The organism is Pectobacterium atrosepticum, from assembly GCA_019056595.1.
Classification (GTDB): domain Bacteria; phylum Pseudomonadota; class Gammaproteobacteria; order Enterobacterales; family Enterobacteriaceae; genus Pectobacterium; species Pectobacterium atrosepticum.
Map to the genome: position 1 here is coordinate 4,209,938 of CP036163.1, position 12,479 is coordinate 4,222,416.

Below are 12,479 nucleotides of genomic sequence, written 5' to 3' on the forward strand. Positions count from 1 at the left end.
CGTAGCACGCGCCCGACACGGGACGGCTCACACGCCGCTCGCCCCGTGACCCCAGGCTTTTTGGCGTGAATTACGCCGCTGCGCGGTGCCTTCGTCGATCGTTCCCGCTTTCGAGCCGCCAGTGACGCGTCTACTCGCCCCATAAATGGGACTCACCCTTCGGGCCAGCACAAGTGCTGTTCAAAAACGTTTCTGACGTTTTTGTCCGACGCGGCACAGGCTTTCGCGGCGTCCATGCCGCTCACTCGGCGGTAACGCTCACCTCAGCGCAATTTTTACGCCGGGCAAACCTGCCCGAAACCATCGAATCAATTCAGCATAAAACGATGAAAAAACAACAATGCTGATGCTTGTTTGAAAATAAGAAGGCCAGAATCAACGTTCTGGCCTTCTTCACAAGAGAATTAATACAGCAGCGAATAGAGCTGCCGACGGTAGCGGGCGGCGAGGGCGTCGCTGGTGCCGAGGGCGGCCATGATGTCCATCAGCGTTTTACGTGCGCTACCGTTAGCGACAGCCAGATCTTTCTTCAGGAATCCCATCAACAGTTCAAGCGCTTCTTCATTACGGCTGACCTGATGTAGTTGCAGGGCCAGCTGTACCGCCAGATCCGCATTTTGCGGGTCAGCATCCAACTGCTGCTGCAAATGCTGGATTTCTGGCGTATCTGCTGCCTGTTTCAGCAACTCAATCTGAGCAACGAGGCTGTGATAGCGAGTGTCTTGATCCTGCAAAGGAATGGCGGCCAACACGGCTTCGGCATCTTCACTGCGTTTAATTTGAATCTGCACTTCGGCCAGCATCAGGCCGATGTCGCTGCGCTGCTGGCTGAGTTGCCAGGCGTCTTTCAGCAACTGCATTGCTTCCGGCAGTTTGTCTTCCTGTATCAGCTGCTGTGCCTGTGCGACTTTTAGCTCCTCTTCTTTCGGCAGTGCGCGTTTCAGCAGCTCACGAACCGCTTCTTCCGGCTGTGGGCCTTGAAAACCGTCTAACGGTTGCCCGTCTTTAAACAGATAAACGGTTGGGATTGAGCGCAGACCAAACTGCGCGGCTACGCGCTGCTCGGCATCACAGTCAACCTTCGCCAGAACAAACTGTCCTGCGTATTCCTGCGCCAGCTTGTCCAGCACCGGCTCCAGTTCCACACAGTGCTGGCTACGCGCCGACCAGAAGTAAAACAGGACGGGCAGTGTCGCGGAGTGTTCCAAAACCTGATTTAGGTTGGATTCGTTAACGTCAACGATAGTCGCTTGTTGTTCTAACATGAGTATTCTCTCTTACTTCTTGAATTCGTTTGATCTTTAGATGGGGCCTGTTGGTGTGACTTACAAGCCTCGTGCAGAGGTGAGTGCGCAATACGTCACCTTCTGCTGCCTTATCCTCGTAATACCTTATCCAGCAGACACCCCGGTAGCAGACGACGCAGCCAGGTTAAGGCGTGAGCCACCAGCGTCACGGGATAGCGTAATTTAGGCCGTGAACTTTCTAGCGCATGATGGAGTTTCGGCAGTATCGCTTCCGGCGGCAGCGTGAAGCGTTTGGCGATACCGGGATTGGTGACCGGTTTGTCCGTCTGCGTTTGTGCCACGTTATCAGTAAAGCGTGTGCTAATCGGGCCGGGTTCGATCAGGCTGACGCACAGCCCGCTGCCGTGCAGCTCCATGCGCAAGGCATCCGACCAGGCTTCCAGTGCGTATTTGCTGGCGGCATACGCGCCGCGTCCCGGCGTGGACACCAGTCCCATGACCGAACTGGTCTGGATGATGCGGCCTTCGCCGTGCGGCAGCATCGCGGGCAATAGCAACTGCGTGAGTTGATGCGTACCGAACAGATTGCTGGAAAACTGCTGTTCGAGCTGCTGGCGTGAAATCGTATTCAGTGGCCCATACAGGCCGTATCCGGCGTTATTAAACAAGCCATACAGACGGTTATCGGTCAGTCTGATCACGTCCGCAGCGGCCTGTTCAACGCTGGTACTGTCATCCAGATCGAGCGTAATCGCTTCCAGACCCAACGCAGTCAGACGCGCGACATCCTCTGCGCGACGGCAGGCCGCAATCACGCGATAACCGCGTTTTTGCAAATCCTGCGCGGCAATCAGGCCAATGCCGCTGGAGCAACCGGTAATGAAGACCGTTTTTTGCATAACTTTACCTAATTCAAAAGCCTATTTATTAAGACTCATGGTTAACTAAGGGTTCCAGCTGCTTCGCCATCCATTCTGCGATAAACGGTTGGGCATCACGGGTTGGATGGATGCCATCTTCCATGATCCACTCCGGTTTAAGATACACCTGCTCCATAAAGAAAGGCAGCAGAGGAAGCGCAAACTGCTCCGCGAGTTTGGGGTAAATGTTGCTGAATGACTCGGTGTAGCGGCGGCCATAGTTGGTTGGCAAACGAACCTGCATCAGCAGAGGCTTAGCGTTAGCCTGTTTGACTAGCGTAATGATTTTCGCCAGATCCTGCTCGATATTGGGTGCCGGAAACCCCCGAAGCCCGTCATTGCCGCCCAGTTCAATCAACACCCAACGCGGCTGATGTTGTTTCAGTAAGGCAGGAAGTCGCGCCAGCCCCTGTGCGGTGGTGTCGCCGCTAATGCTGGCGTTAACCACGGCGATGCCCTTTTTCTGCGTCTGCCACTGCGTGTTCAGCAGCGTTGGCCAGGCGTTAGCGGCCGGCATCTGGTAGCCCGCACTGAGGCTATCACCCAGAATTAATAATGTATCAGCGGCGAAAGCGCGTACGCTGCATAATCCCAGAAGCAAAAGGACGAAAACATGTTTGCGAAGACCAGCCCAGCGAGTGCTACGCCAAGCAAAACTGCGCACGTAGAAAACATTCTTGAAGTTCATCATCTTAGTAAGCACGTTGGTCAGGGAGAGAATCGGCTTTCCATCCTTACCGGAGTTGAGCTCATTGTCAAACCTGCGCAGACAATTGCCCTGATTGGCGAATCCGGTTCGGGGAAGTCAACGTTGCTGGGGATTCTGGCCGGTTTGGATGATGGCACAGAAGGTGACGTTAGCCTGATGGGCAAATCGCTGAACGCGCTGGACGAAGAAGGTCGGGCGGCACTGCGAGCCCAACATGTCGGTTTTGTCTTCCAGTCTTTCATGCTGGTGCCGACGCTGAACGCGCTGGAGAACGTGCAATTACCCGCGTTACTGCGCGGTGAAAGCGACAGCCACAGCCGCGGGCAGGCCGAACAGCTTTTACAGCAGCTCGGGCTGGGTGAGCGCTTACATCATCTTCCCGCCCAGCTTTCTGGCGGTGAACAGCAGCGTGTGGCTTTGGCACGTGCGTTCAGCGGCCGTCCTAACGTGTTGTTTGCCGATGAGCCAACTGGGAATTTGGATCGTAAAACGGGTGAGCGCATCGTTGATTTGCTGTTTTCCCTCAATCGCGATTATGCCACCACGTTGATTCTGGTGACGCACGATGAGCAACTGGCGGCACGCTGCGAGCGACGTCTGCGGTTAGTCGACGGCAAACTTAGGGAGGACGCATGATCTGGCGGTGGTTCTGGCGCGAATGGCGCTCTCCTTCCTTACTGATTGTCTGGCTGGCGTTAACGCTGGCGGTGGCCTGCGTGCTGGCGCTGGGTACGATCAGCGACCGTATGGAAAAAGGGCTCAGTCAGCAGAGTCGTGATTTTCTGGCGGGTGACCGCGTGCTGCGTGCTTCTCGGCCTGTCGCGGAAACCTGGCTTCTGGATGCGCAGCAGCGCGGGCTGACGCTCAGCCGGCAGATCTCCTTTATGACCATGACGTTCGCGGGCGATACGCCACAGCTGGCGCAGGTTAAGGCTACCGACCAGCGCTATCCGCTGTATGGCGATTTGCAGACGCGTCCTGAGGGGCTGCATGCCGAAGCGGGAACGGTGCTGGTGGCTCCGCGCCTGCTGGCCTTACTTGGGTTGAAAGTCGGTGACATGCTGGACGTCGGGGATACCTCGTTGCGTATCAGCGGTGAGCTGATTCAGGAGCCGGATTCCGGTTTTAACCCGTTCGAAACCGCGCCGCGCATTCTGATGAATCTGGACGATGTCGAGAAAACGGGAGCGATTCAGCCGGGTGGCCGCATTACCTGGCGCTACATGTTTTCCGGCAATGAAAAACAAATTAGTGAGTTCAGCAATTTCATCAAGCAACAGCTCAAGCCCGATCAGCGCTGGTATGGCATGGAAGATTCTGAAGGTGCGCTGAGCCAGTCGTTAAAACGGTCACAGCAGTTCCTGTTGTTGTCGGCGCTGCTCACGCTGCTGTTGTCTATCGCCGCCGTTGCGGTGGCGATGGGGCATTACTGCCGCAGCCGCTATGATTTGGTCGCTATCCTGAAAACATTAGGAGCAGGCAAACAAGCGCTGAGGCGCTTAATCATCGGCCAATGGCTCTCTGTGCTCGGGCTGGCGGCGGTTTGCGGTAGCGTGCTTGGACTAGGGTTTGAAGCGCTGTTGATGAAAATGCTGGCACCGGTGCTACCTGCCGCACTGCCAGCCTCTGGGCTATGGCCGTGGGTATGGGCGTTGGGATCGCTGGTGTTGATCTCGCTGTTGGTTGGGCTGCGGCCGTATCGACTGCTGCTGGCGACACAGCCGCTGCGCGTGTTGCGTCAGGATGTGGTGGCGAACGTGTGGCCGCTGCGCTACTACCTGCCGATTGTTGTACTTATTGTCGTCGGCCTGCTGGCCGTGTTATCTGGCGGCGGCGTGTTGCTGTGGTCGCTGCTCGGCGGTGTGGCAGTGCTGTCGCTACTGCTGGGTGTTATCGGTTGGGGCGGGCTGCTGCTGTTACGGCGTTTGACGGTTAAACGACTGGCGTTGCGTCTGGCTATTAATCGCCTGTTGCGTCAGCCGTGGTCGACGCTCAGCCAACTGGCCGCGTTCTCGCTGTCCTTCATGCTATTGGCGCTGCTGTTAGTGATGCGTGGTGATTTGCTGGATCGCTGGCAGCAGCAGTTGCCTCCGGGTAGCCCGAACTATTTCCTGCTGAACATTACGGCAGAACAGGTGCCGCAGGTGAGGGATTTTCTCTCTCAGCATAACGTGATGCCGGAGCAGTTCTTCCCGATTATTCGTGCGCGGCTGACGGAGATTAATCAACAGATCGCGACGGAAGTGATCCATGAGGACGATCCCGGCGGCAACACGGTAAACCGTGAATTGAACCTGACCTGGATGAACGGGATTCCACCGCACAACGTGCTGGTGGAAGGGGAAGCGCCGAAGGCGGGCGAAGTCTCGATGGAAGCGAAAGAAGCCAAAGAGATGGGCATCAAGATTGGTGATACGTTGACCTTTACCGGCGACACGCAGCCGTTTAGCGCGACGGTAACCAGTTTCCGTCAGGTGGATTGGGAAAGTCTGCGTCCGAATTTCTTCTTTATTTTCCCCGTGGGGGCGTTGGACAACCAGCCACAGTCTTGGCTGACCAGCTTCCGTTACGATGGCGATGAGAAGATGATTACCCAATTGAATCGTCAGTTCCCGACGGTGAGCGTGATGGATATCGGCAGTATTCTGCGTCAGGTGGGTCAAGTCTTGCAGCAGGTCAGTCGTGCGCTGGAGATTATGGTCATACTGGTGCTGTTCTGCGGTGTGTTGCTGTTACTAGCACAGATTCAGGTCGGGATGCGTCAACGGCGTCAGGAGTTGATGGTGTACCGGACGCTGGGGGCGGGATTACGCTTGCTGCGCACTACGCTGTGGTGTGAATTCGCGGTACTGGGGCTGGTGGCGGGAACGGCGGCAGCAATTGGTGCAGAATCGGCTCTGTGGCTGTTGCAGCGTAAGGTCTTTAACTTTGCCTGGGAACCGAATGTCGCGATGTGGATAACGCTTCCGTTAATCGCGGCGTTCCTCCTCTCGCTCTGCGGTGGCTGGCTGGGTGTGAGGCTACTACGCGGTAAAGCGCTATTCCGGCAGTTCTCTGGATAACGCATCGCATACCGCCATACTTCAAGCTGCATAGGCGTTGGTTTTGTTACCTGGCCCATTCGTGGGCCTTATCCTAAAGGGGTAAAGCTTTGCGTTATTCAAAACGTTAATGTTTTGCCCTGCACTTCGAATTATTTAGAATATATAACGTCAAACGCTCGATATTAGCGATGCGCTGATTTCGTGGCTAGAGCTAATTATTTCAGGCCGGTTTTATTTTAAAGTAGCGGTATTATCGTTGGCAGAAATAATAACGACGAAAGTGTAATTCTTATAAATTCGCCTCTTTTTATTTATCAAACGGGAATGCTTTTTATTTGAGGATCATAAGATTCTGCGATAAATGACGCCCATGAAATAATAATGATTATTATTTCCTTCCGATAGTGCTTTCCGTGTGTCAACACCAGTGAGATAACTGAAGCGATCTTACTCATGTTTTTATGAATAATAAATTTTTGATGATTAAAAAATGATGTAAATCAATTCGATATTATGTGCAAGGAGTAATCAGTATTGCCATTAAGTTTGTAGTGAGGTGCTCACTGGCTAACTGAAGGTATGTAAGAATAATGACTGAAGAAAATAAAATGTTTTTCCGTGAGGGTGTCAATCGTCGTGATTTCATGAAGCTGTGCGCTGCGCTGGCTGCCACCATGGGGCTGAGCAGTCGAGCGGCTGCTGATATCGCTTCCTCTGTGAGCGCTTCTGCTCGGCCACCCGTTATCTGGATTGGAGCACAGGAGTGTACTGGCTGTACGGAGTCTTTATTACGGGCGACTCACCCGACTATTGAGAGTCTGCTGTTAAACGTTATCTCTATGGAATATCACGAAGTGCTTTCGGCGGCGTTTGGTGAGCAGGCGGAGGAAAATAAACACCACGCTATTGAGAAATACAAAGGCCAGTATGTGCTGGTCGTGGATGGATCTATCCCTATAAAGGATGGTGGAATCTACTGCATGGTGGCCGGTAAGCCGATAGTTGACCACATTCGTGACGCGGCGCAACACGCGGCAGCGATCATCGCGATTGGGTCTTGCTCCGCATGGGGTGGGGTTCCTGCAAGCGGTGTTAATCCTACCGGTGCGGTCAGTTTGCAGGAAATCTTGCCTGATAAAACGGTCATCAACATCCCTGGTTGTCCCCCTAATCCGCATAACTTCTTGGCTACCGTCGCCCACATCATTACCTACCAGCGTCCCCCTGCGCTTGATGCGAAAAACCGCCCTGAGTTTGCCTACGCCCGTCTGATTCATGAGAATTGCGAGCGCCGTCCGCATTTCGATGCGGGGCGTTTTGCCAAACAGTTCGGTGATGACGGCCATCGGCAGGGCTGGTGTCTGTACCACCTCGGCTGCAAGGGGCCGGAAACGTATGGTAACTGCCCGACTCTGGAGTTCTGCGATGTCGGTGGTGGCATATGGCCAGTCGGGATCGGTCATCCGTGTTATGGCTGCAATGAGCAAGGTATCGGTTTTACCAAAGGGATAGCTCAACTGGCCAACGTCGAAAACCCCACGCCGCGTAATGCCAAACCAGACGTGATGAGTAAGGAAGGGGGAAATGTCAGCCTGAGCACGGTCGGGTTGCTTGGCGGTGTTGTGGGGCTGGTGGCTGGCGTCAGTTTGATGACGGTGAAAGAGCTGGGGCGGCAACAGAAGATGAATCGTAACGATGGTGATCAGCCCTCGCGCAAGGAGTGAGCCGTGGACAGACGTAATTTTCTAAAACTGGCTACTGGCGGGGTGATGACGGTCGGCATCGCCCCCTCTGCGTTGGCTAAAGCAGAGAACAAGCCGCCAATTCCGAACTCGCTTGGCATGCTGTATGACTCAACGCTGTGCGTGGGGTGTCAGGCATGCGTCAGCCAGTGTCAGCGCATCAACCACAGTGATGCACCGCATGGTGCGACATACGCCTACGCGGGTACGGAACCGATGTGGTCTAACAACGATAAGCTCAGCCCCTACACCAACAACATTATTCAGGTGTGGAGTGATGGGAGCGGCGTACATAAAGACCAGACGGAAAATGGTTACGCCTATATCAAAAAACAGTGCATGCACTGTGTGGATCCCAATTGTGTATCCGTCTGCCCGGTGCAAGCATTACGCAAAGACGCCCATACAGGCATCGTGCATTACGATCCCGATGTGTGTACCGGTTGCCGTTACTGCATCGTGGGGTGCCCGTTTAATGTGCCGAAATATGACTATGACGACCCGTTCGGAAAAATTCACAAGTGTGAGCTTTGCAATCAGAAGGGCGTTGAGCGGTTGGATAACGGAGGGTTGCCGGGGTGTGTTGAAGTCTGCCCGACGGGGGCGGTGATTTTCGGCACGCGGGAGCAACTGCTGGATGAAGCTAAAATGCGCCTTGCAGGGAAAACAGGCGAGCCTTACCGGTTCCCACGCCAGACATTGCAGGGGAACGACCGGTACGAACATCCTCTTCCACATTACCAGCAGCATGTATACGGCGAGTTGGAGGGGGGCGGAACACAGGTGCTGGTGTTGACTGGCGTACCGTTTGAAAACTTAGGGTTGCCACTGCTGGATAGCCTATCAACGGGGGCGCGTTCCGAACATGTACAGCACTCCTTGTATAAAGGCATGGTTCTGCCGTTTGCTGCACTGGCCGGGATCACTTTCCTGGTGCAGCGCAACATGGGTAAGCACGATCAGGACGAAAAAGAGGATGAACATGACGATGCATAAAACGAGCCCCCTAGGCGGGCGGCTGGTGAGTTGGCCCGTGATGTTGCTGGCACCTTTCATTGTGTTGTGCCTGTTATTGATCGTGAAAAGGCTGGTGCTGGGGATTGGTTCCGTTTCCGATTTAAATGGTGGCTATCCATGGGGTATCTGGATTGCTTTCGATCTGTTGGTCGGAACCGGTCTGGCGTGTGGTGGCTGGGCGTTGGCCTGGGCTGTCTATGTTTTTAACCGCGGTGAATATCATCCATTGGTGCGTCCTGCGCTGCTGGCTAGTCTGTTCGGTTACTCACTCGGCGGGTTATCCATCACGATCGACGTGGGGCGTTACTGGAATCTGCCTTACTTCTTCATTCCCGGCCATTTCAATACGTCGTCAGTGCTTTTTGAAACGGCAGTGTGTATGACGATATACATCGGCGTGATGGTGTTGGAGTTTGCTCCGACGCTGTTAGAGCGCTTGGGGTGGAAGGTCTCACTCAGGCGTTTGAATAAGCTGATGTTTTTTGTTATTGCGCTGGGGGCTTTGCTACCATCAATGCATCAGTCGTCTATGGGGTCGCTGATGATTGCCGCGGGTATCAAGGTGCACCCGCTATGGCAAAGCTACGAAATGCTGCCGCTGTTTTCGCTGTTAACCGCTGCTATTTTGGGATTCTCAATTGTGATTTTTGAAGGATCTCTGGTTCAGGCGGGGCTTAGGGGAAAAAGTGTTCAGGAGACACCGTTATTCACTCGGTTGACCCGCACCATCGATATTCTGCTGTTGTTGTTTATTGTACTGCGCTTCGGGGAGCTTATTGCGCGCGACAAGACCGCGTATTTGTGGCACATCGATCGTTTCGCCCTTTCATTCTGGGTGGAAATACTGCTGCTGGCGATCCCTCTGCTGCTTTTTCGTCGGAAGAATAATCGTCGCGACCCTCGCTTGTTGTTTATCGGTGCGCTGTGCATGGTCTTCGGTGCAGCGTTCTGGCGTCTGAATTATTCCCTATTGAGTTACAACCCAGGCAACGGCTACGGCTATTTCCCAACATTCAGCGAGCTGCTGATATCCATCGGTTTTGTGGCAATAGAAGTCTGTGCCTACATCCTGTTGATCCGGTTGTTGCCAGTGTTGCCTGTGCATCAACACAAAAATGAAAATAAATCGTTAGAGGTAGAGCATGAGCCAACGCATCACCATTGATCCCGTCACCCGTATTGAAGGGCATCTGCGCATCGATTGCGAAATTGAAGACGGCAAAGTGGTTAAAGCCTGGTCATCCGGCACCATGTGGCGCGGTATGGAGGAGATAGTCAAAGGCAACGATCCGCGCGATGCGTGGATGATTGTGCAACGTATTTGCGGGGTGTGTACCACCATTCATGCGTTGGCTTCTGTGCGGGCGGTGGAAAATGCGCTGGGGATGGAAGTGCCGATCAACGCCCAATATATCCGTAACATCATCGCGGCGGCGCACAGTATTCATGACCATATCGTGCACTTCTACCAACTTTCTGCGCTGGATTGGGTTGATGTCACTTCTGCACTACAGGCCGACCCGAAAAAAGCCGCCGATCTGCTAAAAGGCCTGTCAAACTGGCCGCTGAACAGTGAAGCGGAATTTGCTCAGGTGCAGCAGAAGATTAAAAATCTGGTCGGTAGCGGTCAGCTCGGTATTTTCGCTAATGGCTATTGGGGACACCCGGCGATGTCGTTGCCGCCGGAGATTAACCTGATTGCCGTCGCTCACTATTTGCAGGCGCTGGAGTGTCAGCGTGACGCCAACCGGATAGTCGCGATTCTGGGGGGAAAAACACCGCATATTCAGAATCTGGCCGTTGGCGGCGTGGCAAACCCTATCAATCTTGATTCACCGGGCGTGCTGAATCTGGAACGCCTGATGTATCTGAAATCCTTTATCGATCGTCTTGGTGATTTCATCGAACAGGTTTATCTGGTCGACACTGCGGTTATTGCTGCTCATTATCCTGAGTGGTTCACCATGGGGCGAGGAGCCGACTGTTATCTCTGTGTGCCGGAACTGCCTGTCGATCGTAAAAGTGAGACGTTCCTGATGCCGGGCGGGTTTCTGGATAATGGAAAATTTCGTCCGATAAACAATCCGCATGATGAATACCTGCTCAAGGGGATCGAGGAAAGTGGCAAACATGCCTGGTATCAGGATGATCAGCCGCTGGCTCCTTGGGAGGGGTTGACCCGCCCGAATTACACCGGCTGGCAGGATGACGGTAAATATTCCTGGGTGAAATCGCCAACCTTCTACGGCAACGCGGTAGAAATGGGGCCTTTGGCGTGGCTGCTGTGTAATCTGCGAGCTGGCTATCAGCCCGCACAGCATTATTTCACACGCGCCAATGATATTTACAAAGCGCTAACCGGTAACGTAATGACGGAGGAGCAACTGCCATCAACGTTGGGCCGGGTTTTAGGGCGCACCGTGCATGCCTGCGTGCTGCATGACACGCTGGCACAGCAGTGGCAGGCGCTGGTAACGAATATCGGCAATGGCGATCATGAAACGTTTATTCCCCCCAACATCCCAGAGCAAGGTGAATTCCGCGGTGTGGGCTTTATTGAAGCACCGCGCGGTGCGCTGTCGCACTGGGTGGTTATTAAAGATGGAAAAATAGCCAACTATCAGGCGGTTGTGCCTTCAACGTGGAATGCGGGGCCGCGCAATTTTAACAATGAGCCAGGCCCTTATGAACGCTCTCTGGTGGGGACACCGGTGGCAGACCCGTACAAACCGCTGGAAGTCGTGAGAACGATTCATTCGTTCGATCCCTGTATGTCCTGCGCCGTGCATCTTGTCGATACATCAGGTCAGGAAGTGACCAAGGTTCGGGTGCTGTGATGAGCATTCTGGTGCTGGGGATTGGCAACCTGCTGCTGGGCGATGAGGCCGTGGGGGTTCGTATTATTGAAGCGCTTGAGCAGCGCTACCGTTTGCCGGAGCACGTCGAGGTGTTGGATGGTGGCACGTCAGGCATGGAATTGATGGACGTAATGGCAAACCGCGATCACCTGATTGTGGCCGATGCGGTTCTGGCTGATAGCCCACCGGGCAGTGTCGTGGAACTGCATGATGAGGAAATCCCCGCGTTCTTTACCCGCAAAGTGTCGCCCCATCAGCTCGGGCTTTCCGATGTACTGATGGCGCTACGGCTGACGGAGGAATTCCCACGCCGGTTGACGCTGGTGGGCGTTGTGCCTGCATCGCTTGAACCCGGTATCGGCCTGACAGCCTTGGCCAGTCGGGCGATTGAGCCTGCGCTGGCTCAGGTTCTGGCGGCGTTGCAGTCTAGCGGCGTGGTCGCCGAACTGCGGGAGGCGTCTGATGCCGGATTTTGTTAACGGGTTTCAGCACAATCCAGCCGCACAGTTAGAAACGGCTTTTCAGGCGATCGCGGAGAGGGAAATGCAGTCTTTGCCTTTTTTTCAGCCTCAGATTCCGGTGTCCGCGTGTGGATTTCAACTGTTTGAGCACCAGTGGATTGGCTGTATGTTGACGCCTTGGATGCTGAGCTTACTGGTATTGCCCGGCCCGGATCAGTGCTGGCTACGACGGACTGTCGGGGAATCGCTGGGGCTGAGCCTGCCTTGCGGCGATATCCGTTTTACTGTGGGTTATGTTGACGGATGTGGACAATATCTGGCCTCATCTCTGATGTCGCCGTTGAATAAAACCTTGACGGCGGAATCGATGCTGTCGCTGGCAGAACAAACCGTTCGTATGGCACTTTCCTTACCTGTGGTGGACGGAAATATGCCCGCCAGTCGAGGACGTAGGGCATTTTTTCATCTCTCGTAGGCGTGC

At 54.3% G+C, this 12,479-nt stretch carries 11 protein-coding genes; 8 read left to right on the top strand and 3 right to left on the bottom strand.

Features of this window, described 5'->3' with window-relative positions:
- Window positions 1–404: 404 nt before the first annotated feature.
- The 3 genes from DCX48_19740 to tesA all read right to left on the bottom strand — a co-directional run bounded on the left by DCX48_19740 (window position 405) and on the right by tesA (window position 2,855).
- On the bottom strand, window positions 405–1,265 hold the full coding sequence (locus DCX48_19740) for a co-chaperone YbbN (GenBank protein QXE16551.1): 861 nt from the start codon (window positions 1,263–1,265) through the stop codon (window positions 405–407).
- A gap of 110 nt (window positions 1,266–1,375) precedes the next feature.
- On the bottom strand, window positions 1,376–2,146 hold the full coding sequence (locus DCX48_19745) for an SDR family oxidoreductase (GenBank protein QXE16552.1): 771 nt from the start codon (window positions 2,144–2,146) through the stop codon (window positions 1,376–1,378).
- A gap of 28 nt (window positions 2,147–2,174) precedes the next feature.
- Window positions 2,175–2,855 (bottom strand): multifunctional acyl-CoA thioesterase I/protease I/lysophospholipase L1, encoded by a 681-nt coding sequence (gene tesA, locus DCX48_19750; protein QXE17319.1) that lies wholly within the window; start codon window positions 2,853–2,855, stop codon window positions 2,175–2,177.
- Here tesA and DCX48_19755 point away from each other — a divergent pair.
- From DCX48_19755 to hybE, 8 genes are all read left to right on the top strand, one after another.
- Window positions 2,781–3,512: an ABC transporter ATP-binding protein gene (locus DCX48_19755; GenBank protein ID QXE16553.1), complete on the top strand. Its 732-nt coding sequence runs from the start codon at window positions 2,781–2,783 to the stop codon at window positions 3,510–3,512. The genes tesA and DCX48_19755 overlap by 75 nt on opposite strands.
- The gene (locus DCX48_19760; protein QXE16554.1) at window positions 3,509–5,938 is read left to right on the top strand and encodes an ABC transporter permease; all 2,430 of its coding nucleotides are present in this window, start codon (window positions 3,509–3,511) and stop codon (window positions 5,936–5,938) included. Before DCX48_19755 ends, DCX48_19760 begins: the two co-directional genes overlap by 4 nt.
- 572 nt (window positions 5,939–6,510) lie before the next feature.
- The gene (gene hybO / locus DCX48_19765) at window positions 6,511–7,644 is read left to right on the top strand and encodes a hydrogenase 2 small subunit (GenBank protein QXE16555.1); all 1,134 of its coding nucleotides are present in this window, start codon (window positions 6,511–6,513) and stop codon (window positions 7,642–7,644) included.
- A gap of 3 nt (window positions 7,645–7,647) precedes the next feature.
- Complete coding sequence (gene hybA, locus DCX48_19770; protein ID QXE16556.1) at window positions 7,648–8,658, top strand: hydrogenase 2 operon protein HybA; 1,011 nt, start codon at window positions 7,648–7,650, stop codon at window positions 8,656–8,658.
- Window positions 8,651–9,844: a Ni/Fe-hydrogenase cytochrome b subunit gene (hybB, locus tag DCX48_19775; protein QXE16557.1), complete on the top strand. Its 1,194-nt coding sequence runs from the start codon at window positions 8,651–8,653 to the stop codon at window positions 9,842–9,844. Before hybA ends, hybB begins: the two co-directional genes overlap by 8 nt.
- Entirely contained in the window at window positions 9,822–11,516 is a 1,695-nt protein-coding gene (hybC, locus tag DCX48_19780; protein ID QXE16558.1) for a hydrogenase 2 large subunit, read from the top strand. Before hybB ends, hybC begins: the two co-directional genes overlap by 23 nt.
- The gene (locus DCX48_19785; GenBank protein ID QXE16559.1) at window positions 11,516–12,016 is read left to right on the top strand and encodes a HyaD/HybD family hydrogenase maturation endopeptidase; all 501 of its coding nucleotides are present in this window, start codon (window positions 11,516–11,518) and stop codon (window positions 12,014–12,016) included. The genes hybC and DCX48_19785 overlap by 1 nt, the downstream gene beginning before the upstream one ends.
- On the top strand, window positions 12,000–12,473 hold the full coding sequence (gene hybE / locus DCX48_19790; protein ID QXE16560.1) for a hydrogenase-2 assembly chaperone: 474 nt from the start codon (window positions 12,000–12,002) through the stop codon (window positions 12,471–12,473). Before DCX48_19785 ends, hybE begins: the two co-directional genes overlap by 17 nt.
- Window positions 12,474–12,479 lie beyond the last annotated feature (6 nt).

What these genes read in the sequence shown, in the direction of transcription:
- DCX48_19740 (QXE16551.1), bottom strand. Translation starts at nt 1,265, where the DNA reads ATGTTAGAACAACAAGCGACTATCGTTGACGTTAACGAATCCAACCTA.
- hybE (QXE16560.1), top strand. Translation starts at nt 12,000, where the DNA reads ATGCCGGATTTTGTTAACGGGTTTCAGCACAATCCAGCCGCACAGTTA.
- DCX48_19785 (QXE16559.1), top strand. Translation starts at nt 11,516, where the DNA reads ATGAGCATTCTGGTGCTGGGGATTGGCAACCTGCTGCTGGGCGATGAG.
- DCX48_19760 (QXE16554.1), top strand. Translation starts at nt 3,509, where the DNA reads ATGATCTGGCGGTGGTTCTGGCGCGAATGGCGCTCTCCTTCCTTACTG.
- hybO (QXE16555.1), top strand. Translation starts at nt 6,511, where the DNA reads ATGACTGAAGAAAATAAAATGTTTTTCCGTGAGGGTGTCAATCGTCGT.
- hybB (QXE16557.1), top strand. Translation starts at nt 8,651, where the DNA reads ATGCATAAAACGAGCCCCCTAGGCGGGCGGCTGGTGAGTTGGCCCGTG.
- hybC (QXE16558.1), top strand. Translation starts at nt 9,822, where the DNA reads ATGAGCCAACGCATCACCATTGATCCCGTCACCCGTATTGAAGGGCAT.
- DCX48_19745 (QXE16552.1), bottom strand. Translation starts at nt 2,146, where the DNA reads ATGCAAAAAACGGTCTTCATTACCGGTTGCTCCAGCGGCATTGGCCTG.
- tesA (QXE17319.1), bottom strand. Translation starts at nt 2,855, where the DNA reads ATGAACTTCAAGAATGTTTTCTACGTGCGCAGTTTTGCTTGGCGTAGC.
- DCX48_19755 (QXE16553.1), top strand. Translation starts at nt 2,781, where the DNA reads ATGTTTGCGAAGACCAGCCCAGCGAGTGCTACGCCAAGCAAAACTGCG.